Source organism: Agromyces soli (assembly GCF_022811605.1).
In the GTDB taxonomy this organism is placed as follows: domain Bacteria; phylum Actinomycetota; class Actinomycetes; order Actinomycetales; family Microbacteriaceae; genus Agromyces; species Agromyces soli.
The window spans coordinates 1,356,037-1,376,788 of the sequence record NZ_CP094533.1 but is presented as its reverse complement, the minus strand read 5'-3'; the positions used below and the strand labels follow the sequence as shown (position 1 = coordinate 1,376,788).

Below are 20,752 nucleotides of genomic sequence, written 5' to 3'. Positions count from 1 at the left end.
CTCGTGTGAGACTGGTGGCGTGATCGAGGAGTACTCCGACGCCTACGCCGCCACGCACGGCCGCTTCACCGTGGTGCCCGCCGCCTACGTGCTGCTGCGCCGCGGCGACGAGGTGCTGCTGCAGCTGCGGCGCGGCACCGGCTACTACGACGAGCATTGGGCGTTCGGCGCGGCCGGGCACATCGAGGCCGGCGAGTCGCTTCCGGCCGGCGCAGCCCGGGAGGCCCGCGAGGAGCTCGGCGTCGAGCTGGCGCCCGGCGCCCTCGAGTTCGTCACGCTGATGCACCGCACCGATGGCTCCGGGCGGCCGATCGAGCAGCGCTTCGACGTCTTCTTCCAGGCCCGCGAGTGGACGGGCGAGCCGCGGCTGATGGAGCAGGGCAAGGCCGCCGGACTCGAGTGGTTCGCGCTCGACCGGCTGCCGGCCCCCGTCGTGCCGCACGAGCTGCGGGTGCTCGAGGCCCTGCGCGCCGCCCCCGTGCCCGGCATCACGACGTTCGGCTTCTGACCGTGGATCCGTCGCTCATCGGCACGGTCGCGGGGATCGGCTTCGGCGCGGTCATCGCCGTCGGGGTGGTCGTGCGCTGGCTCCGGGCCCCGCGCGGCGTCCGCTCCCGGCTGCGACACGCCTTCGGGCCGATCGCCGGCGCGGGCGAGAGCTACCAGGAGCTGCACACCGGCCAGCGCGGCCTGCAGGCCTCCATCATCGAGGCGGTGCAGGAGCAGGAGCAGGGCGGCGGCGCCGAACGCGACGCCGGCGCCCCGCGCTGAGCACTCCTACCCGACTTGCCCGACTTTCATGAAAGTCGGGCAACCCGTTGAGCCAACCGACTTTCCCGACTTTCATGAAAGTCGGGCAAGTCAGGAGTGGGGAGCGGGGCCCTCATCCGCGACCGCGGGAGGCGTCCCACAGGGCGGCCCAGTCGTCCGGCGAGAGGCGGCCCGGTGGTGTCGAGGGCGGGATGCCTCGGCGGCGCAGCCACGCCTTCGCCGCGCTCGACGTCGCGCCCGCGCTCCCCGTCGCCGCGGCCGCCGCCGCGAGCCGCTGGGCGAGCCCGGCCCCGCGCCCCTGGAACGCCTCCCCGACGAAGCGCTGGTAGCTCCGCTGCGCCGGCAGGTCGACGAGCGGTCGTTCGCGCCGCTCGATCGTGAACAGCCCGCCGTCCACCGAGGGGATCGGACGGAACGCCGACGCCGGCACCCGCCGCCGCAGCCGGAAGCGGTACCAGGGCGCCCACTGCACGGTCAGCATGCTCGCTCCGCCGACGCCGCAGCGCCGGCGCGCCACCTCCCACTGGGTGAGCAGCACCGCCTGCTCCCAGCCGGGCGAGTCGAGCAGGTGCCGGAGCGCGGCGGTGGTCAGATGGAACGGCAGATTGGCGACGACGAGGTGCGGATGCCTCGGCAGCGACCAGCGCAGCAGGTCGGCCTGCACGATCTCGACGTGCGGTCCGAGCTCGCGCTGCAGGCGTGCGACCCGGGAAGGGTCGAGCTCGACGGCGGTGAGCGGTCGGCCGAGCTCCGCGAGCGGTCGGGTGAGCGCCCCACCGCCCGGGCCGAGCTCGACGATGGGGTTGCGGCTGGTGCGGGCGAGCTCGACGATCTCGGCGACGACGCGCCGGTCGACGAGGAAGTTCTGCCCGAGCTCATGGCGCCCGCCATGGGGCTGGCTGCGCAGACTGCGCGGCTGCGCGCGGCTGTGCGCGCGGGAGGATGGTGATTTCGATGAAGGCATGGATGCTCCGCTGACGAATGAACGCCGGGGACGCCGAAGCGCGCCGCGGCCGAGGACTCGGCTGGCGGCGGAGCGGGAGAGGGATCCGGTCGCTCCGCCTCAGGCGGTGCGGGGCCGGATGATCATCTGCGAGCACATGCAGGACATGGTCCGTCACCCTAGCAAGCGCGGGCGGGCACCGCGAATCACCCCGTGCGACGCCGTGTGACGTACGGCGACGGCGGATGACGCCGGGGCTCGCCGAGGCATCCGCCCCGCCCGTACGCTCCCGCCATGACGCTCATCGACGACCCCACCGCCACTCCCGCCGCGTCGGCCGACCCGGCCGCGGAGGCGGCCGACCGCGCCGCCCGCCTCACCGCCGCCGGTGCCGCCTGGCACGAGCGCATCGCCGCCGCGCCCGCGAACGCCGAGCTCAGCTACCGCGTCTCCGGCCGCGGCACCGGCGCCGTCGCGACCCGCATCATCGCCGGCAAGCACCGCTTCACGGTCGACGAGCCGGCCGCCCTCGCCGGCGACGATGCCGCAGCGAGCCCGGTCGAGTACGCGCTCGGCGCGCTCATCTCCTGCCAGGTCGTCGTCTACCGGCTGTACGCGCAGGCGCTCGGCATCGTGCTCGACGACGTCGAGATCGACGCGGAGGGCGACCTCGACGTGCGCAAGCTCTTCGGCATCGACGAGTCCGGCCGCGCCGGGTTCTCGGCGGTGCGCCTCGACGTGCGCCTGAGCGGCCCCGAGACGAAGGAGCGCTACGCCGAGCTGCAGGCCGCGGTCGACGCGCACTGCCCGGTGCTCGACCTGTTCCAGAACCCGGTGCCGGTGCAGGTCACGCTCCGCTGAGCCGCGCGAGCGCGGGTCCGCACGGGGCAGCGCTGCGCCGCCCGGCCGGCGTCACGCCCCGGGCGCCGGCTGTGCGAGCAGCTCCGCCCGCTCGGCGAGGTAGCCGGCGAGCGGGGTCCAGGCGCCGGGGTCGCTCGGGTTCCAGCGCACCATCACCCGGCCGTCGCGGAGCGCCACCGGCCCACCGGCGGGCAGCGCGTCGGCGTCGCCGTCGAGCGGGATCGGCACGGCGTCGAAGTCCACCGATTCGCCCGCGGGGATGCCGCCCTTCACCGCCGCGGCCCGGTAGGCGCGCTGCTCGGCGACCGCGTTCGCGGTGACGGAGCGCCGGGCCGGGGCCTCGGCGCGCACGACCCGGCCGACGGCGTACAGCCGCCCGTCGCCGTCGAGCAGCAACGTGCCGAGCCGCCAGACCTCGCCGAGCCGCCGCATCCGGGCCGCCCGCGGCAGGCCGAGCCGCCGGCGCGGCGGCTCGTAGGCCGCGAGCACCTCCCGCCGGGCATCGGCGGCGGCCAGAAGTGCGGTCGCGGCGGCGACCGCGGCCCGCGCCTCGGCGAACGCCGCATCGCCCGCGGCGCGCGCGGATGCCTCGTCCGGCCCGTCGGTCATGGAGTGCAGCGTACCCGCCCTCAGCGCCGGATCCGTGCGGGGCCGAGGGCCGCCGCGATGCCGAGCAGCACGATCGCGAGAATCACGACGCCCCAACGCCCGGTGAACACCCCGAGCACCGCGAGCGCCGTGCCGATGACGGCGACGCCCGCCGCGGCGCGCCATCGCACGGCGGGCCGCGCCCACCAGCCCGCGAGGAGCCCGCGCATCATCCGACGAGGGTGAACGGGGTGGCCGTCGCCAGCTCGGCGAACGCCCAGGTCTTCGCGCCGATGACGGGATCGCTCGACACCCGGGTCGGCTGCTGCCTGGCGGGTGCGCCCTTCACGAGCCCCTGCGGACCCCAGAACTCGCCGCCCGCGACGTCGGCCGCGGTGAGCGCATGCAGCACGGGCTCGGCGCCGCGATGCTTGCCCTGCGCCCAGAGCGCCTGCAGCGCATCGGCGAAGCGGTCGCCGCGGCTGGGCTCGTTCACGCCCGGCACGGTGGGCGTGCGCCCGGAGATGGCGTAGCCGGGGTGCGCGACGATGCTCGCCACCGGGACGCCGGCACGGCGCAGCCGCCGGTCGAGCTCGAAGCCGATCGACTGCCCGGCGATCTTCGACTGCGCGTAGGCGCGCCAGAAGTCGTAGCCGCGCTCGAGCTGCAGCTGCTCCACGCGGAACGTCGAGAGCTTCGTCGAGAGCGAGCCGAGGCTGATCACGCGTGCGCCGTCCGCGAAGCGGCGCGAGCCGGGCACCAGCTCGTCGCCGGCGCCCGCGGCGCCGAACAGCCCGGCGAGGAGGGCGAAGTGCCCGAGCACGTTCGTGGCGAGCACGAGCTCGTTGCCGTCGGGGCTCTCGAGCCGTCGGCCCGGGGTGTGCACCATGCCCGCGTTCAGCACCGCGCCGTCGAGCTGCGGCTCACCGCGGAGGGCGGCGACGCCGGCGCGCACGGAGTCGAGCGAGGCCGTGTCGATGACGAGCGTCGAGACCCGGCCGCCGAGCTCGCCGCGGTCGGCTCCGGCATCCACCCGTTCGCGGATGACCGCGGCGGCCGTCTCGAGCCGTTCGGGGCTGCGCCCCGACAGCACGACGTGCGCGCCCGCGCCCACGAGCCGGGCGCTCGTGAAGAACCCGAGTCCGGCGTTCGCGCCGGTCACGAGGTAGCGGCGGCCCGTGAGGTCGGGCAGCGGCACGGGGTACCAGCTCATCGGGCGCCGCTCACAGCTCGCCGGAGGCGCCGTTGCCGGCGAGCTCCTCGTGGTGCTGGATGACCTCGGCGACGACGAAGTTGAACCACTTCTCGGCGAACGCGGGGTCGAGGTGGGCGTCTTCGGCGAGCGCGCGCAGGCGCTGGATCTGCCGCTTCTCACGGTCGGGATCGCTCGGCGGGAGTCCGTGCGTCGCCTTCAGCCGGCCCACGTGCTGGGTGAACTTGAAGCGTTCGGCCAGCAGGTGGATGAGGGCGGCGTCGATGTTGTCGATGCTCGCTCGGATGCCGAGGAGCTCGGACATCGCGGCGTCCCGGTCGTCGATCGCGGTCATGCTTCGACCCTACTTCGCGCAGCCCCGGTTCTCGTGCCCGACGTCGGCCCGCGATCCCCGGTGCGGGCCGACGTCGGGGGTCTAGCCGGACTCCGCCGCGCGACGCAGCATCGGCCGCGTCGCGACGAGCCCGAGGGCGACCACGCCGATGCCGGCGGCGAGCACGCCTGCGATCACGAGCAGCGCGAGCGGTTGCACGATGAGCGTGATGCCCGTGAGCGGCAGCATGACGACCGCGGCGATCACGGCGGAGCCGATCGCGGTGATCCGCAGCGGCGACATCACGGCGCGGCGGCGGGCGGCGTCCATCGTCTGCTCGGGCATGCCGAGCATGTGCAGCGAGCGGGAGAGCTCGCGGCGGTCGAGGATGCCGGCGGCCTGGTTCACGCCGACGGAGCAGGCGACCATGAGGAACGAGCCGATGACGGTGATGAGGATGCCGGTGCGGATGTCGGTGATGAGCTCGAGCCCCTCGCGGTCCATCTCGCCCGAGCCGCCCATCGCGTCCATGAGGGCGATGCCGACGCCCGCGAACACGGCCATGAAGCTCGTCATCGCGACACCCGACACCTGCCGCCAGGCGGCCTTCGGCGACTCGAGGACGTTGCGGGCGGCGAGCAGCTTCGCGGGCTTGGTCGCACGCTTCGCCTGCCCCTGGGCGACGAGCCGGATCACCCACGGCCCGATGAGGTTCAGCACGGCCAGGGTGCCGCCGAACGCGGCGCCGAGGAACAGGAACAGCACGGATGCCTCGCCCGCCAGCTGCAGCACGCTCATCAGCCCGAAGGCGAGGAGGATCACCGCGGCGCCGATCGCGACGCGCAGCCACGAGAGCTTCGGAGCGTCTTGGCGCGTCCGCACGCCGAGCGGCGAGATGATCACCTGGCGGAGGCCGAGCACGGCGCTCACGACGGCGAGCAGCACGATGCCGAGCGGCACGGCGAGGAGCACCGCCGGCGGCAGCAGCACGCCGCCGATGCCGAGCGGCTCGCCGCGGAACGGCACGAGCGCGATGCCGGGCATGATCGCGAAGTAGCCGACGATGCCGATCACCGAGCCGACGAGGGCGAGCATCGCCGATTCGATCACGGCGAGGGCGGAGACGGTGGCGGGGGTGGCGCCGAGCAGCCGCAGCGTCGCCAGGCGGTCGTCGCGGCGTCGCGCCGAGAGCCGGGCGGCCGCACCGCCGAGCGAGGCGAGCGGCACGACGAGCAGCACGAGCGCGATGACGGCGAGCAGCTGGTAGCCGACGGCGGCATCGTCCGTCCAGCGCCAGAACGACTGCGCGCCGCCGATGACGGTGAGCAGCAGCGCGGTGACGATCGCGAACGCCGTGATCGGCAGCACGAGGGTCGCCGCGCCCGAGGAGCCGGGGCGGGCGAGCAGCCAGGCGACGCGGCCGATCACGCCCGGCCTCCGGGTGCGGGCAGCGGCACCGCCGTGGCGCCCGGGGCGGGCGGCGCGGGCGGCGCGGCAGCCGGTGCCGCAGGTGCGGGCTCGGCCGCTCCACCGTTCGGCTGCGGCATCCGCTCGCCGACGATCAGCCCGTCGCGGACGTCGACGATGCGCGAGCAGCGCGCCGCGACCTCCGGGTCGTGCGTGACGAGCACGAGCGTGCGGCCCTGGCCGACGGTGGAGTGCAGCAGCGCGCCCATCACGTCGGCGGAGGTCGCCGAGTCGAGGGCGCCCGTCGGCTCGTCGGCGAAGACGACGCTCGCGCCGGTGACCTGGGCCCGGGCGATCGCGACGCGCTGCGCCTGCCCGCCGGAGAGCTGGCCGATGCGCCGGTCCTCGAGGCCGGCGAGGCCGAGGGCGGCGAGCCAACCGCGGGCGTGCTCCTCGGCGCGGGCGCGCGGCATCCCGTTCAGCATGAGCGCGAGCGCGACGTTCTCGATCGCGGTGAGCTCGGGGATCAGGAGCCCCTGCTGGAAGACGAATCCGAACGCCTCGCGGCGCAGCCGGGAGCGATCGCGCTCGCCGAGCGCGTCGACCTGCACGCGGCCGGTGCCGCCGAGGAAGGAGACGGTGCCGGCGTCCGGCAGGGTGATGCCCGCGAGGCAGTGCAGGAGCGTCGTCTTGCCGGAGCCCGAGGCGCCCATGATCGCGAGCGACTCCCCGGTGCGCACGGCGAGCGACACCCCGGCGAGGGCGCGCGTGGGGCCGAAGGACTTCTCGAGGCCGGATGCCTCGATGACGAAGGAACTCATGCTTCGAGCCTGCCGGGCGGGCGGTGGCGGGCGCGTCGGGCGCGGGCATGATCCGGGGCGCGAGGGGTCATCCGAGCGGATGACCCGGGCCGCCGCCGCTGGGATGACCCCGAGAACCACGAGTTGCCCGACTTCCATGGAAGTCGGGCAACTCGGGTGGTGGGATGCCGCGCGGCGAGCGACCCCCATCGCTCGCCGCGCGGGGCGGGCGCCGGCCCCAATCCGGCGCCCGGCGATCAGCGCGGGGTGGCCCGGCGGATCACGAGGAAGCCGGCGACCGCCGCCACCGCGGCGGCGGCGAGGCCGAGCAGGACGAGCCCGATCGGGGTGAGCCCGACGAGCCACGTCCACACGGCCGGCCAGGACTCGGTGAAGGTCAGCGAGGCGATGAGGATCAGCACGAGCGCGACGGTGCCGAACAGCAGCACCATCATGCCGCGCACCCGCCAGCGCATGTAGATCGTCGTCGCGCTGGCGCCGACGAAGAGCACGAGCAGCTGCAGCACGAACGTCGAGAGGAAATCGAAGCCCCAGCCGAGCTGGCCGTACCAGAGGGCGTCGAACATGCCGGCGCCGATCCACCAGCCGTTCGTGAGCTGCTCGAGCTGCACGAGGGTCGCGATCGCGACGGCCATCTCGGCGGAGACGAGCACGAACATCACGCTCATGCCGAGCCAGAAGTCGCGCCTGGTCGAGCCGAAGCCGAGCGCGAACGAGAAGGTGTAGGCGACGGCCTGCACGCCGACGACGACGAGGTACCACTGCGGCGAGAGCACCGCCCAGCTGTAGCGGAAGCCCTCGCGGGCCTCCTCCATCGGCGCTCCGGCGCCGGTCATGATGAGCGCGAGCACCATCGTGACGGCCCAGGCGCCGCCGAGGATCATCCAGGGCACCCCGAAGAAGATCGTGGGGTTCACGGCGAGCAGGCGCACGATGCGCCAGATCTCTCCGACGCGGAGCCGGGATGCCCCGAGCTCGCGTTCGGCGGTGGCGGTGGCGACGGCGGTCATGCGGCGACCTCCTTCTCGGTCGCACCGGCGAGGTCGGCGCCGGTGAGGTGGACGATGAGCTGCTGGAGCGAGACCGGCGCGAGCTCGAGCCCGAGCTCGGCGGCCCGGATGCGCTCCTCGCGCTCGAGACGGCCGTCGATGGTCACCGAGGCGAGCCCGCCGAGACCCTCGCGACCGATGATGGGCCGGCCCTGCACGAACTCCTCGACGACCGAGCGGGCGCCGGCGATCGTGGTCGCCTGTCCGCGCACCTCCTCGGCGTCGCGGTCGAGCAGGATGCGGCCCTGGTCGATCAGGATGACGTGCTCGAGCAGGTTCGCGACCTCGTCGATCAGGTGCGTCGAGAGCACGATGGTGCGAGGGTGCTCGGCGTAGTCCTCGAGGAGCCGGTCGTAGAAGATGTGCCGCGCCACCGCGTCGAGCCCGAGGTAGGGCTCGTCGAAGAAGGTGAGCGGGGCACGGCTCGCGAGGCCGACGATGACGCCGACGGCGGAGAGCTGGCCGCGCGAGAGCTTCTTGATGCGCCGCTTCACCGGGAGGCGGAAGTCGGCGATCAGCCGCTCGGCGAACTCGGCGTCCCAGTTCTCGAAGAACCAGGGGGCCGAGGTGAAGACGTGCTTCGGCGTGAAGTCCTCGGGGTAGCGCTGCGACTCGGCGATGAAGCAGAGTCGGCGCAGCACGTCGGCGTGCTCGGCGGGCGTGCGGCCGAACACCTCGAGCTCGCCCTCGTTCGGGAAGAGCTGACCGGTGAGCAGCTGCATGAGCGTCGTCTTGCCGGCGCCGTTGCGGCCGAGCAGGCCGTAGATGCGGTGCTCCTCGAGCGCGAAGTCGACGTGGTCGACGGCCGCGAAGGAGCCGTAGCGCTTGGTGAGACCGCTGGCGCGGACCACGGTGCTGGTCATGATGCGATCCTTTCCGCGCGGATGAGTGCCGCGAGGTCGTCGATGGTGATGCCGAGCTTCTCGGCCTCGATGATGAGCGGACGGAGGTACGCCGCCGAGAAGTCGGCCCGCCGGCGCTCGACGAGCCGGTCACGGGCGCCCTCGGTCACGAACATGCCGATGCCCCTTCGTTTGACCACGATGCCGTCGTCGACAAGGCGGGTCACCCCTTTCAGTGCGGTCGCCGGGTTGATCCGGTAGTACGCGGCGAACTCGTTCGTCGAGGGGATCTGCGAGCCTTCGGCGAGGACCCCGTCGATGATGTCGTTCTCGATCTGCTCCGCGATCTGGAGGAAGATCGGGCGGGATTCGTCCATTCCGGCCTTCCTGCTCGTCGTTTCCCGAAACGAACCTTGGTTGGTTCATTACTTGTGTAACTAACCAACCATGTGCGCGCGCCCGTGTCAAGCGCCGGACCGGAATCGGCCGCGTCATCCGCCCTGCGAGCCGCTCCGTGACCCGCCCCGCCATCCGTCCCGCCGACGCGCCAGCGCGCCAGCGCCACTTCGGCGTCGTTGCGCCAGCAGAGGTGGCGCAACGGAGCGGAAGTGGCGCAACCGGCCGGGCAGAAGGGGTGGATGCCTCGTGGGCACGCGCGAGCGCGCCACTTCGACGTCGGTGCGACACTTCCGAGCGAACCCGGTGCTGGGGGCTACCCGGCGCGCGCTATGCCGCGGGCAGGTCCGCCGCAGCGCGCCGCGGCAGGCGCAGCCGGCCCTGGGCGAGCAGGATGCCGAGCAGCACGAGCAGCGCCCCGATCGGCTCGTGCCAGCTGAACCGCTCGCCGAGCAGCGCGACACCGAGCGCGACGCCGACCACCGGCGTGACGTAGGTGACGGTCGAGGTGCCGGTCGGGCCCCAGGCGCGCAGCACGTTGATGTTCCAGATGTAGGCGAGCCCGGTGCCGAGGATGCCGAGCGCGAGCAGCGAACCGCCGACCGTCCAGTCGAGCCGCACGGGCCCGAGCGCGAGCCAGGGCGTCAGCGCGAGCATCACGAGGGCGGAGACCCCGATCGAGAGGAACGCGAACGTCGCCGGAGCGATCGGCCGGTGGCTCAGGAACTTGCGCTGGTAGCCGAAGGTGAAGCCGTAGCAGGCCGTCGCGAGGAGGCAGGCGAGCTGCCCGGCGAGGCTGCCCGTGAGGGCGTGGTACTGCCACGGTCCGATCACGACGACCACCCCGACGATGCCGATGCCGACGCCGGTCCATCGACCGAGGCCGAGCCGCTCGACCCGGAACACGAGCGTCGCCATGAGCGCCGTCATGATGGGCGTCGTCGCGTTGTAGATCGAGGCCAGGCTCGAGGAGACGTACTGCTCGGCCCACGCGAAGCACAGGTAGGGGATGACACAGGTCGCGAACGAGACGACGAGGAAGTGCAGCCACACGACCGGTTCGCGCGGCAGCACGGGCCCCGGCCGGCCGTCGGCGCCCGGCACGCGCGGCCGCATCACGGCGACGATCACGCCGAGGGTGAGGGCGCCGAGCAGCACCCGCGACCAGGCGATCTGGCCGAAACTCACCCCGGACAGCGCGAGCTTCATGAACAGGAAGCTCGCGCCCCAGACGACGCCCATCACGAGGAACTGCGCCCACGTCGACCACCGCTTCGGCCCGGGCGGGGTCGTGTCCGTGGCCCGCGCGGGGGCCGGCGCTTCGCGGGGTTCGGTGCTGCTCACTCGTCGAGGCTACGGCCGACCGCCGACGGCCGGAACGGCCCGAGGCATCCCTGTCCGGAATCCGCCGATGAACGGCAGCCGAGCCCGTCGCGCACCCCACCGTGCCGCCCGCGTTCACCAGAACGCGGGCGGCACGGTCAGGGTTCCGGCGCGGCCCGGGCAGGCGTTCCCGCCGCGCCGAAAGCATGCCCGGCGGCGCGCCCCCACGCGCCGCCGGGCGGATCAGTGCTCGCTCGCCTTCTCGGCACCGATGCCGGTGAGCGAGCGCACCTCCATCTCCGACTGCTTGGCCGGGTCCTCCGTGCCGCGATCGAGCACGGTGCCGAGCCAGCCGAGGAAGAACGCCAGCGGGATCGAGACGATGCCCGGGTTCGACAGCGGGAAGAACGCGAAGTCGATCGCGTCGGTCTTCAGCATCGAGGTCTCCGAGCCCGACACCACCGGCGAGAAGGCGATGAGCAGGATGGCGGAGGCGAGCCCGCCGTACATGCTCCACAGCGCGCCCTTCGTGGAGAAGCGCTTCCAGTACAGCGAGTAGACGATCGTCGGCAGGTTCGCCGAGGCCGCCACCGCGAACGCGAGCGCCACGAGGAACGCGACGTTCTGCCCGTTCGCCCCGATGCCGCCGATGATCGCCACGATGCCGATGATCACGACGGTGCGCCGGGCGACCTTCACCTCGGCGCCGGCCGCCGGCTTGCCCTTCTTCACGACCGAGGCGTAGATGTCGTGCGCGAAGGAGGCGGCCGCCGTGATCGTGAGCCCGGCCACGACCGCGAGGATCGTCGCGAACGCGATCGCGGAGATGAGGCCGAGCAGCAGCGGGCCGCCGAGCGAGAACGCGAGCAGCGGCGCCGCGGAGTTCGGTCCGCCGGGCGCTGCGGCGATGACGGATGGCCCGACGAGCGCCGCGGCCCCGTAGCCGAGCACGAGGGTGAACACGTAGAAGATGCCGATCAGCCAGATCGCCCAGACGACCGACTTGCGGGCCTCCTTCGCCGTCGGCACCGTGTAGAAGCGCATCAGCACGTGCGGCAGGGCCGCGGTGCCGAGCACGAGCGCGAGGCCGAGCGAGAGGAAGTCGACCTTCGAGAGGTCCGAGACGCCGTACTTCAGGCCCGGATCGAGGATCGCGGGGTTCTCGGCGACGGCGACGGCCTGGTCGAGCAGCGCCGAGAAGTCGAAGCCGTTGAGCGCGAGCACCCACACCGTCATCACGCCGGCGCCCGCGATGAGCAGCACCGCCTTGATGATCTGCACCCAGGTGGTGCCCTTCATGCCGCCGACGAGCACGTACAGGATCATCAGCGCGCCGACCACGGTGATCACGAGCGACTGGCCGAGCGTGTCGCTGATGCCGAGCAGGAGCGAGACCAGGCCGCCCGCTCCAGCCATCTGCGCGAGCAGGTAGAAGAAGCACACGACGAGCGTCGTGATGGCGGCGGCGATCCGCACGGGCTTCTGCTTCAGCCGGAACGACAGCACGTCGGCCATGGTGAAGCGCCCGGTGTTGCGCAGCAGCTCGGCCACGAGGAGGAGCGCGACGAGCCAGGCGACGAGGAAGCCGATGGAGTAGAGGAATCCGTCGTACCCGGTCATCGCGATGGCGCCGACGATGCCGAGGAACGAGGCGGCCGAGAGGTAGTCGCCCGCGATCGCCGAGCCGTTCTGGCCGCCCGTGAAGGAGCGGCCGGCGGCGTAGTAGTCGGCGGCGGTCTTGTTGTTCCGGCTGGCGCGGAACACGATGATCATGGTGATCGCGACGAAGGCGCCGAAGATCGCGATGTTGAGCCACGGCTCGCCGGGCGCGCTCGCGGCCGGCTCCGCGGCGTGGCGGAGGCCGAGGGCGGCGGCGCTCATCGGGTCGCCTCCGCGCTGGAGGCATCCGCGATCTCGGCCTCGATCTCCTCGCGGATCTCGCTCGCGATCGGGTCGAGCCGGCGGTTGGCGAAGCTCACGTACCAAGTGGTCACCGCGAAGGTGGTGACCACCTGCGCGAGCCCGAGCAGCATCGCGACGTTCACGCTGCCGAACACCGGCGTGGACATGAAGTCGTGCGCGTAGCTGGCGAGCAGCACGTAGGCGAGGTACCAGACGAGGCAGGCGCCCAGCACGGGGAACACGAACCCGCGCTGGCGCCTCCTCAACCGCTGGAACCGCTCCGACTGCTGGACCGCGCGGTAGTCGACGATGGAACGGTTCGTCTCCTCCGCGCTCAGGGCGTCGTTGCCCATGGCGTCTCCTTCGAGGTCGTCGGTGCGACATCGCACCGTGCGGCCCCCCGATGCCAGAGGCTGCGGGCCGCGGTGCGACCATGCTGCCGTCGGCCGCGGGCCACCGGGGGCCGACGCCGCTCGTCGTCGCCGAGCGGTCCCGATCGTGCGACGAACGGCGGCCGGTCGCGATGAACGATCGCTACGCTGGCCTGCATGCCCGAGTCCCTGGTGGTGGCCGCGGCGGCCGGCGTCGTCGCCGGCGCGCTCGCCGTCGGACTCGTCGTGCTGCTGCGCCGCCTCGTGGTCTCCTCGAAGGAGCTCGGCACCGAGGCGGAGCGCGCCACCTACCAGACGCTGCACCTCGCCTCCCGGGCGGCCGCGCACCTCCGCGGCGGCGTCGGCGTCGAGGACGCGAAGCGCGCCGGCCGGCACCTGAAGGCGCTGCTCGGCTGCGACACCCTCGCGATCGTCGACCCGGGCGGCGTCGTCGCGCTCGAGGGCGACGACGGCTTGCGGGAGACGGCCGCGGAGCTCGCCGCCGCCGCGCACGACACGGGCCGGCCACAGGTGCAGCGGCGGGTGCCGCGCTCGGGCCGGGCGCGGCACGGCGCGCGGGAGACGGATGCCGTCGCGGCCCCCATCCTCGTCGGCCGCCGCCCGGTCGGGGCGATCGTCGCATTCGCCGCCCCGGTGCGGGCCGGGCTCGTGCGCGCGACCGCGGAGGTCGCCGACTGGGTCGCCGCGCAGGTCGAACTCGGCGAGCTGGACGCCTCCCGCACGGCCCTCGCCGAGGCCGAGGTGCGGGCGCTGCGGGCGCAGATCAGCCCGCACTTCATCTACAACTCGCTGAACGCGATCGCCTCGTTCATCAACACCGACCCGGCGCAGGCGCGCGAGCTCGTGCTGGAGTTCGCGGACTTCACGCGGTACTCGTTCCGGCGGCACGGCGAGTTCACGACCGTCGCCGACGAGCTCGGCTCGATCGACAGCTACCTGCGCCTGGAGCGGGCGCGCTTCGGCGAGCGGCTGCGGGTGACGCTGCAGATCGCGCCCGAGGTGCTCGGCGCGGTCGTGCCGTTCCTGTCCATCCAGCCGCTCGTGGAGAACGCGGTGCGGCACGGCCTCGAGGCGAAGGAAGGCGGCGGCCGGATCACGATCACCGCCGAGGACTCGGGCGCGTACGCCGAGATCAGCGTCGAGGACGACGGCGTCGGCTTCGACCCGGAGCTCATCCGCGAGGTGCTGACCGGCGGGCAGGGCGGCGCGCACGTGGGCCTGCGCAACGTCGACGCCCGGCTCCGGCAGGTGTACGGCGACGAGCACGGCCTCGTCGTCGAGACGGCGGTGGGCGCGGGCACGCTCGTGCGGATGCGGGTGCCGAAGGCGGCCCCGGCCCCCACCGACTTGCCCGACTTGCATGGAAGTCGGGCAAGTCGAGGGGGTGGCGGAGCCCCGGCACCGCGACCCGGGCGGGATGGGAGACTCGAACCGTGATCTCCGTCCTCGTCGCCGACGATGAGCAGCCCGCGATCGACGAGCTGGTGTACCTGCTCGGGCAGGATCCGCGCGTCGGCGTCATCCACCAGGCCTCCTCGGGCGCCGAGGCGGTGCGCCTGCTCACCCGCGAGCCGGTCGACGCGGCGTTCCTCGACATCCACATGCCCGGCCTCTCCGGCTTCGACCTGGCCCGCGCGCTGCAGCGCTTCGAGCACCGGCCGGCGCTCGTCTTCGTCACCGCCGACGAGGAGGGCGCGCTCGAGGCCTTCGACCTCGCAGCGGTCGACTACCTGCTGAAACCCGTGCGCGCCGAGCGGCTGCAGCGCTCGGTGGGCCGCATCGTCGAGGCGCTGCGGCCGCCGGCGCCGGACACCTCGCCGGCCGGCGAGATGATCGCCGTGCCGCTCGGCGGGACGACCCGGATGATCCGGCGCGACGAGGTGCGCTACGTGCAAGCGCAGGGCGACTACGCCCGACTGCACACCGAGGGTGGCACGCACCTCGTGCGCGTGCCGATCTCCGACCTCGAGAAGCAGTGGGCGGAGGCCGGCTTCGTGCGGGTGCACCGCTCGTACCTCGTCGCGCTCGCGCACGTCTCGCGGATCCGGCTCGGCTCCGACCACCCGGCCGTCGTCGTGGGCGACGTCGAGCTGCCCGTGAGCCGCCGCATGCTGCCCGGCCTGCGCGACCGGCTCGCGCAGTCGAGCGTGCGGCCCCGCCCGTGAGCGAGCCGATGCCGCCGGGCTCGTCCCCTTCGCCCGTGGAAGGGAACCAGCCGCCCCCCGCCCGCGTTCGCGTCACCGCAGCCGGCACGCCCCGCCCCGCCGCCCCGCGCGCCGCCCTCCGGCTCGACCGCGCCCCGGAGGCGCCGACGAGCGACATCCGCGGCGTCTACGTGCGCTCCCTCATCCGCTCGCAGCTTCGCCTGGGCCTCGTGTTCGCGGGCGGCTTCTGCCTCGCGACCGCACTGTTCGTCGCCGCGATCGTGCTGGTGCCCGGGCTCGACGCGCAGTTCGTCGCCGGCGTCCCCGTCTCCTGGCTGCTGCTCGCCTTCGGCCTGTACCCGCTCGCGATCACCGTGGGCGTGCTCTACGCGCGAGCGGCCGCGCGCAACGAAGCGCGGTTCCGCCAGCTCGCCGAGGACGACGCGTGAACCCGGCCACCGGCTACGCGGCGATCGCGGTGGTCTCGCTGGCCTCGGCGCTGATCGGCTTCTACGGGCTGCGCGTCTCCCGTACGACGGGCGACTTCTACGTCGCGAGCCGGACGGTGCGCCCCTGGTGGAACGCCTCGGCGATCGGCGGCGAGTACCTGTCCGCGGCCTCGTTCCTCGGCGTCGCTGGGCTCGTGCTGCTGAGCGGCTCGACGGGCTTCTGGTTCCCGATCGGCTACACCGCCGGCTACCTCATGCTGCTGCTCTTCGTCGCGGCGCCGCTCCGCCGCAGCGGCGCCTACACGATCCCGGATTTCACCGCCGCCCGGCTCGAATCGCGCTGGGTGCGCCGGGTGACGAGCACCCTCGTCATCCTCGTCGGCTGGTTCTACATCGTGCCGCAACTGCAGGGCGCCGCGCTGACCGTGCGGATCACGACCGGGCTGCCGCCGTGGGCCGGCTCGCTCGCGGTCGCCGTGATCGTCGCGGTGGTCGTCGTCGCGGGCGGGATGCGCTCGATCACCTTCGTGCAGGCCTTCCAGTTCTGGCTGAAGCTCACGGCGCTCGCGGTGCCGGTCGTGGCGCTGCTCATCGTCGTCGCGGGCGGCGTGCCCGGCCTCGAGGCGCGCGCGGTGCTGGCCCCCGAGCTGGCGTTCCCGGTCGAGGCGGGGCCGCACGGGCTCGACGCGTACCGCACGGTGTCGCTGATGGTGGCGCTGCTCTTCGGCACGCTCGGCCTGCCGCACGTGCTCGTGCGCTTCTACACGAACCCGGATGGCGCGGCCGCCCGCCGCACGACGGTGATCGTGCTCGCCCTGCTCTCGGCGTTCTACGTCTTCCCGACGGTGTTCGGGCTGCTGGGCCGGGCGTTCGCCCCGGAGCTCGCCGAGCGGGGGCAGGCCGACGCGCTCGTGCTGCTCCTGCCGGGGCTGCTCGTGCCTGGGCCGTGGGGCGAGCTGCTCACCGCGCTCGTCATCGGCGGGGCCTTCGCCGCGTTCCTCTCGACGAGCTCGGGGCTGGTGGTGTCGCTCGCGGGCGTGGTCAGCCAGGACCTGCTCGGCGGCAGCGTGCGCGGCTTCCGCATCGCGGCCGTGCTGTCGACGCTCGTGCCGCTCGCCGTCGCGCTCGTGACGGAGTCGGCCGGGCTCGCCGGCAGCGTCGGCCTCGTCTTCGCGTTCACCGCGTCGACGCTCTGCCCCGTGCTGCTGCTCGGCATCTGGTGGCGCGGGCTCACGGCGCGCGGCGCGATCGCCGGCATGGTGACGGGGGCGATGCTGTCGGGCGGGGCGATCCTCGCGAGCGCCGCGGGCGCGACGGCGGCCGCGCCCGGGTGGCTGCGACCGCTCGTCGAGCAGCCGGCGGCGTGGACGGTGCCGCTCGCGGTGGCGGTCATCGTGCTCGTCTCGCTCGCCGACCGGCGGCGGATGCCTCGCAGCGCCGACGCGTTCCTCGCCCGCCTGCACGTGCCGGAACGGCTGCGCTGAACGGAGCCGGGCGCCGGCCCTCGACTCGGCCCCGGCTAGGCTGGATCGGTGCTGCTGCCCGTCGCGATCTCCGTCCTCGTCGGTGCGTTCGCACAGCGCATCACCGGCATGGGCTTCGCCCTCATCGCCTCGCCGGCGCTGGTCATCCTGCTCGGCCCCTTCGACGGCGTCATCATCGTCAACGTCTGCGCCGTGCTGTCCTCGCTGCTCATCCTCCCTCGCGTGTGGAAGCAGGTGGAGTGGCGGCGCTTCGCGTGGCTCGTCGTCCCGGCGCTCGTCGGCACCCTGTTCGGCACCCTCGCCGCGACGGCCATCCCCGGTCCATGGCTGCAGCTCGGCATCGGCGCGCTCGTGATCGTGGCGCTCACCGTCACACTCCTCGTGACGCGCACGGAGCACGTCGTGCACGGGGCTCCGCCGGCGATCCTCACGGGTGCCGCGTCGGGGTTCATGAACTCCGCGGCCGGGGTCGGCGGGCCCGCGCTCAGCGTCTACGCGGTCGCGAGCCGCTGGTCGCAGACGGGCTTCGCGGCGACCGCGCAGGCGTACTTCATCGTGATCGGCTCCGCGGCGCTCGCGAGCAAGCTCGCCACCACCGGCTGGACGCTGCCCGAGTTGGAGCCCGGCGCCTGGCCCTGGGTGATCGCCGCGCTCCTCGTCGGCCTCGTGCTCGGCGAGCTGCTGCACTCGAGGATCAGCCACCGCGCCGCCCGCATCGCGGTCATCGCGATCGCCTACCTCGGCGGCGCCGCGGCCCTCGTCGACGGCGCGCTCGAACTGCTCGGCTGAGCCGGGGCCGCGCTCAGCCCCTGAGCCGCACCGGCCCGTCGCCGAGCGCCGCGAGCCGCGCCTCGAGCCCGGCGCGCACCTCGGGCCACTCGTCGACGATGACCGAGTACACCGCGCTATCGCGCCAGCTGCCGTCGGCCCGCCGCTTGTCGCGACGCATGACGCCGTCGAGCTTCGCCCCGAGCTTCTCGATCGCGCCGCGGGACCGGGCGTTCGCGGCATCCGCCTGGATCTTCACCCGGCCGAAGCCGTTCGCGAACGCGAGTCCGAGCAGCAGCAGCTTCGCCTCCGGGTTCACCGCGGTGCCCCAGACGCGCGGGTCGTAGCCCGTCCAACCGATGTGCGTCGACTCGTTCGGCAGGTCGAAGTCGGCGAGCTTCGTCGCGCCGACGATGCGGCCGTCGTCCGGCCCGCCGATGAGCCGCACGGTGAATGGCCGCTGCGGGGCCCCGGCCGTGCTGCCGTAGTACCCCGTCGCCCAGCGGTCGAACGCGGCCCGGTCGGCGGGGAGCCCGGCCGGACCGCCGCCGTATCCGCCGGCGAAGACCTCGGGTCGGGCGAGCGCCTCGAAGAGGCCGTCGAGGTCGTCAGGATGCCACGGCGAGAGCCGGATGCGGGTGCCTCGGAGCTCGGCGGGGGCGGGAAGGATCGCGGTCACGGATCGAGTCTGGCACGCACCGACGAACGCCGGCGGGCGCACGGCGCGGCACCGCGAGCCGCCTCGCGACCGGGCGCGGGCCGGGCACGCCGCGCGCGCCGCGCCCGGCCACGCCGGAAATGCCAGTTCGATCGGCCATTTTTCGCGGATGACGCCGCGCGTCGGGTCCACCGGAATGCCCCCTTCCGGTGCGGCTCCGCGTGTGCGACGATGACGGCGAAACCGCCATTCCGAGCGAGTACCGAGAGGACCGAGCATGGGTGCACTGGACGACGCGGCCAAGCAGGCCGGCGACTTCATCAACGAGAACAAGGACAAGATCACCGACGCGCTGAAGAGCGAGCAGGCCGAGGGCATCAGCGACTCGGTGCTCGACGGGGTCGCCGACTTCGCGAAGAAGGTCACGGGCGGCAAGTTCGACGAGCAGATCGACGGCGCCCGCAACACGGCCGACGGCGCCATCGGCAACGAATAGCCATCGGCGCAGCGACGAGGGGCGGATGCTTCGGCATCCGCCCCTCGTCAGGTCATCGAGGCCGCGGCGCGGCCGGTGCTCGGCGCTAGTCGAGCAGGTCGTGCAGCTGCACGATCGCGTCGCGCTCGGGGCCGACGCCGATGGCCGAGATCCGCGAGCCGCTCATCGCCTCGAGCTCGCGCACGTACGCCTGCGCGTTCGCCGGGAGGTCCGACAGTTCGCGCGCGCCCGAGAGGTCCTCGGTCCAGCCCGGGAACTCCTCGTAGATCGGCTTCGCGTGGTGGAAGTCGGACTGCGAGACGGGCACCTCGTCGAAGCGCTCGCCGTCGACGTCGTACGCGACGCAGACCGGGATGCGTTCGATGCCGGTGAGCACGTCGAGCTTCGTGAGCACGAAGTCGGTCACGCCGTTGATCCGCGCCGCGTAGCGGGCGATCGGCGCGTCGTACCAGCCCGTGCGGCGGCGTCGGCCGGTCGTCGTGCCGAACTCGTGGCCGTTCTCGGTGAGGAAGTCGCCCCACTCGTCGAACAGCTCCGTCGGGAAGGGGCCGGCGCCGACGCGCGTCGTGTACGCCTTGATGACCGCGATGACCCGATCGATCTGGTTCGGCGCGATGCCGGAGCCGGTGACGGCCCCGCCCGAGGTCGCGTTCGAGGACGTCACGAAGGGGTACGTGCCGTGGTCGACGTCGAGCATCGTGGCCTGGCCGCCCTCGAAGAGCACGGTCTCGCCGCGGCCGAGCGCCTGGTGCAGCTCGAGCGCGGTGTCGGTGACCATGGGGCGCAGCCGGTCGACGTAGCCGAGCAGCTCGTCGACGATCTCGTCGACGGCGATCGCGCGGCGGTTGTAGACCTTCACGAGCAGGTGGTTCTTCTGGTCGAGGGCGCCCTCGACCTTCTGGCGCAGGATGTTCTCGTCGAAGAGGTCCTGCATGCGGATGCCGACGCGGTTGATCTTGTCGGCGTAGCTCGGCCCGATGCCGCGACCGGTGGTGCCGATCTGGCGCTTGCCGAGGAAGCGCTCGGTCACCTTGTCGAGCGTGCGGTGGTACTGGGTGATGACGTGGGCGTTCGCCGAGATGCGGAGCTTCGAGACATCCACCCCGCGGCTCGCGAGCCCCTCGAGCTCCTCGAACAGCACCTCGATGTCGACGACCACGCCGTTCGCGATGACGGGCGTGACGCCCGGCGTCAGGATGCCCGAGGGCAGCAGGTGCAGGGCGTACTTCTCGTCGCCGACGACGACGGTGTGCCCGGCGTTGTTGCCGCCGTTGAACTTCACGACGTAGTCGAGACGGGAACCGAGGAGGTCGGTGGCCTTTCCCTTGCCTTCATCGCCCCACTGGGCTCCGACGAGTACGACCGCGGGCATATCAGTCCTCTCCTGCCGGCGGGGTCGCCGGGATCACGGTGATGAGCTGGGTCGGGGTGAACTCGCTCGCGATGCGGGCGGGCGCCTCGGAATCGGCGGCCTCGAGCTCCGCGGCGAGCGCGTCGGCGCGCTCGGCGAGCCCGAGGGACAGCGCGGCGCGACGCTGGGCGTCGAGGGCGCGCAGGTAGGCGCGGTTGGGCTCCTCGGCCCAGCGCACGGGGTCGCCGTCGGTCCAGCCGGCCGCGGCCAGCTGGGCTCGGGCGAACTCGACGGATGCCGCGGCGAAGGCGTAGGCCTCGATGGCCCGCCCCTCGGAGTCGGCGAGGTCGGCGAGCTCGGCCCAGGCGAGGGGCGACGAGGGGTGTTCGGCGACGACGGCCTGCACGGCGCTGCGGTCGCTCGCGGCGAGGGCCTCGCGCACCTCCGGCTCGTCGGCCAGGATGATCTCGGTCTCCGCCGATGCTTCGTCAGGAGTCACACTCCACCATATCGCGAGGCCGCCCGGCGGCCCGGGAGGCGACCCGGGAGGCGGACGCCGCGGGGGCCGGCGTCCGCGCCTC

Annotated in this window: 25 protein-coding genes; 9 read left to right on the top strand and 16 right to left on the bottom strand. The window is 73.3% G+C overall.

Translation table 11 applies throughout. The features are described from left to right. Positions 1 to 19 precede the first annotated feature (19 nt). On the top strand, positions 20 to 508 hold the full coding sequence (locus MTP13_RS06610) for an NUDIX hydrolase (RefSeq protein WP_243570281.1): 489 nt from the start codon (positions 20 to 22) through the stop codon (positions 506 to 508). A gap of 2 nt (positions 509 to 510) precedes the next feature. Then, on the top strand, positions 511 to 771 hold the full coding sequence (locus tag MTP13_RS06605; protein ID WP_243570280.1) for a hypothetical protein: 261 nt from the start codon (positions 511 to 513) through the stop codon (positions 769 to 771). A gap of 112 nt (positions 772 to 883) precedes the next feature. On the opposite strand, the gene erm is transcribed toward MTP13_RS06605, so the two are convergent. Continuing rightward, on the bottom strand, positions 884 to 1,735 hold the full coding sequence (gene erm / locus MTP13_RS06600; protein WP_243570279.1) for a 23S ribosomal RNA methyltransferase Erm: 852 nt from the start codon (positions 1,733 to 1,735) through the stop codon (positions 884 to 886). A gap of 273 nt (positions 1,736 to 2,008) precedes the next feature. Here erm and MTP13_RS06595 point away from each other — a divergent pair, with 273 nt between their 5' ends. Next, a complete protein-coding gene (locus MTP13_RS06595; RefSeq protein WP_243570278.1) occupies positions 2,009 to 2,575 on the top strand; it encodes an OsmC family protein in 567 nt (188 codons plus the stop codon). 51 nt (positions 2,576 to 2,626) lie between these two features. Here the strand turns inward: MTP13_RS06595 and MTP13_RS06590 are convergent, their stop codons facing one another. From MTP13_RS06590 to MTP13_RS06535, 12 genes are all read right to left on the bottom strand, one after another. Continuing rightward, positions 2,627 to 3,184, bottom strand: coding sequence for a hypothetical protein (locus MTP13_RS06590; protein ID WP_243570277.1), 558 nt, complete (start codon positions 3,182 to 3,184; stop codon positions 2,627 to 2,629). Positions 3,185 to 3,204: 20 nt separating this feature from the next. Continuing rightward, on the bottom strand, positions 3,205 to 3,396 hold the full coding sequence (locus MTP13_RS06585; RefSeq protein ID WP_243570276.1) for a hypothetical protein: 192 nt from the start codon (positions 3,394 to 3,396) through the stop codon (positions 3,205 to 3,207). Beyond that, positions 3,393 to 4,376, bottom strand: coding sequence for an SDR family NAD(P)-dependent oxidoreductase (locus tag MTP13_RS06580; protein ID WP_243570275.1), 984 nt, complete (start codon positions 4,374 to 4,376; stop codon positions 3,393 to 3,395). The genes MTP13_RS06585 and MTP13_RS06580 overlap by 4 nt, the downstream gene beginning before the upstream one ends. Before the next feature lie 10 nt (positions 4,377 to 4,386). After that, positions 4,387 to 4,710: a chorismate mutase gene (locus MTP13_RS06575; protein WP_189084335.1), complete on the bottom strand. Its 324-nt coding sequence runs from the start codon at positions 4,708 to 4,710 to the stop codon at positions 4,387 to 4,389. A gap of 81 nt (positions 4,711 to 4,791) precedes the next feature. Next, on the bottom strand, positions 4,792 to 6,117 hold the full coding sequence (locus MTP13_RS06570) for an FtsX-like permease family protein (protein ID WP_243570274.1): 1,326 nt from the start codon (positions 6,115 to 6,117) through the stop codon (positions 4,792 to 4,794). Continuing rightward, positions 6,114 to 6,917, bottom strand: a complete 804-nt coding sequence (locus MTP13_RS06565; RefSeq protein WP_243570273.1) for an ABC transporter ATP-binding protein — start codon at positions 6,915 to 6,917, stop codon at positions 6,114 to 6,116. The genes MTP13_RS06570 and MTP13_RS06565 overlap by 4 nt, the downstream gene beginning before the upstream one ends. Before the next feature lie 236 nt (positions 6,918 to 7,153). Beyond that, positions 7,154 to 7,927: a hypothetical protein gene (locus tag MTP13_RS06560; RefSeq protein WP_243570272.1), complete on the bottom strand. Its 774-nt coding sequence runs from the start codon at positions 7,925 to 7,927 to the stop codon at positions 7,154 to 7,156. Beyond that, complete coding sequence (locus MTP13_RS06555; protein ID WP_243570271.1) at positions 7,924 to 8,829, bottom strand: ABC transporter ATP-binding protein; 906 nt, start codon at positions 8,827 to 8,829, stop codon at positions 7,924 to 7,926. Before MTP13_RS06555 ends, MTP13_RS06560 begins: the two co-directional genes overlap by 4 nt. Further along, entirely contained in the window at positions 8,826 to 9,185 is a 360-nt protein-coding gene (locus MTP13_RS06550) for a GntR family transcriptional regulator (protein WP_243570270.1), read from the bottom strand. Before MTP13_RS06550 ends, MTP13_RS06555 begins: the two co-directional genes overlap by 4 nt. A gap of 349 nt (positions 9,186 to 9,534) precedes the next feature. Further along, the gene (locus tag MTP13_RS06545; protein WP_243570935.1) at positions 9,535 to 10,446 is read right to left on the bottom strand and encodes a DMT family transporter; all 912 of its coding nucleotides are present in this window, start codon (positions 10,444 to 10,446) and stop codon (positions 9,535 to 9,537) included. A gap of 324 nt (positions 10,447 to 10,770) precedes the next feature. Next, complete coding sequence (locus MTP13_RS06540; RefSeq protein ID WP_243570269.1) at positions 10,771 to 12,408, bottom strand: solute symporter family protein; 1,638 nt, start codon at positions 12,406 to 12,408, stop codon at positions 10,771 to 10,773. After that, positions 12,405 to 12,782: a DUF485 domain-containing protein gene (locus MTP13_RS06535; protein WP_243570268.1), complete on the bottom strand. Its 378-nt coding sequence runs from the start codon at positions 12,780 to 12,782 to the stop codon at positions 12,405 to 12,407. The genes MTP13_RS06540 and MTP13_RS06535 overlap by 4 nt, the downstream gene beginning before the upstream one ends. Positions 12,783 to 12,977: 195 nt before the next feature. On the opposite strand from MTP13_RS06535, the gene MTP13_RS06530 reads away from it, so the two are divergent. The 5 genes from MTP13_RS06530 to MTP13_RS06510 are packed head-to-tail and all read left to right on the top strand — an operon-like array spanning position 12,978 to position 17,687. Further along, positions 12,978 to 14,258, top strand: coding sequence for a sensor histidine kinase (locus MTP13_RS06530; RefSeq protein WP_243570267.1), 1,281 nt, complete (start codon positions 12,978 to 12,980; stop codon positions 14,256 to 14,258). Continuing rightward, entirely contained in the window at positions 14,255 to 14,986 is a 732-nt protein-coding gene (locus MTP13_RS06525; protein ID WP_243570266.1) for a LytR/AlgR family response regulator transcription factor, read from the top strand. Before MTP13_RS06530 ends, MTP13_RS06525 begins: the two co-directional genes overlap by 4 nt. 35 nt (positions 14,987 to 15,021) lie before the next feature. Continuing rightward, positions 15,022 to 15,414 carry a hypothetical protein gene (locus MTP13_RS06520; RefSeq protein ID WP_243570265.1) on the top strand — a complete coding sequence of 131 codons (393 nt, stop codon included), beginning with the start codon at positions 15,022 to 15,024 and terminating at the stop codon, positions 15,412 to 15,414. Continuing rightward, on the top strand, positions 15,411 to 16,898 hold the full coding sequence (locus MTP13_RS06515; protein ID WP_243570264.1) for a sodium/solute symporter: 1,488 nt from the start codon (positions 15,411 to 15,413) through the stop codon (positions 16,896 to 16,898). Before MTP13_RS06520 ends, MTP13_RS06515 begins: the two co-directional genes overlap by 4 nt. 48 nt (positions 16,899 to 16,946) lie before the next feature. Next, complete coding sequence (locus MTP13_RS06510; RefSeq protein WP_243570263.1) at positions 16,947 to 17,687, top strand: sulfite exporter TauE/SafE family protein; 741 nt, start codon at positions 16,947 to 16,949, stop codon at positions 17,685 to 17,687. 13 nt (positions 17,688 to 17,700) lie between these two features. On the opposite strand, the gene MTP13_RS06505 is transcribed toward MTP13_RS06510, so the two are convergent. After that, positions 17,701 to 18,345 carry a GNAT family N-acetyltransferase gene (locus MTP13_RS06505; protein ID WP_243570262.1) on the bottom strand — a complete coding sequence of 215 codons (645 nt, stop codon included), beginning with the start codon at positions 18,343 to 18,345 and terminating at the stop codon, positions 17,701 to 17,703. A 256-nt stretch (positions 18,346 to 18,601) separates the two neighbouring features. Between MTP13_RS06505 and MTP13_RS06500 the strand changes: the two genes are divergently transcribed. Next, on the top strand, positions 18,602 to 18,820 hold the full coding sequence (locus MTP13_RS06500; protein WP_243570261.1) for an antitoxin: 219 nt from the start codon (positions 18,602 to 18,604) through the stop codon (positions 18,818 to 18,820). Between the two features lie 85 nt (positions 18,821 to 18,905). Here MTP13_RS06500 and MTP13_RS06495 read toward each other — a convergent pair whose 3' ends face one another. Together MTP13_RS06495 and MTP13_RS06490 are read right to left on the bottom strand one after the other, a co-directional pair. Further along, positions 18,906 to 20,192, bottom strand: coding sequence for an adenylosuccinate synthase (locus tag MTP13_RS06495; RefSeq protein ID WP_243570260.1), 1,287 nt, complete (start codon positions 20,190 to 20,192; stop codon positions 18,906 to 18,908). 1 nt (position 20,193) lies between these two features. Further along, positions 20,194 to 20,670, bottom strand: a complete 477-nt coding sequence (locus MTP13_RS06490) for a DUF3151 family protein (protein WP_243570259.1) — start codon at positions 20,668 to 20,670, stop codon at positions 20,194 to 20,196. Positions 20,671 to 20,752 lie beyond the last annotated feature (82 nt).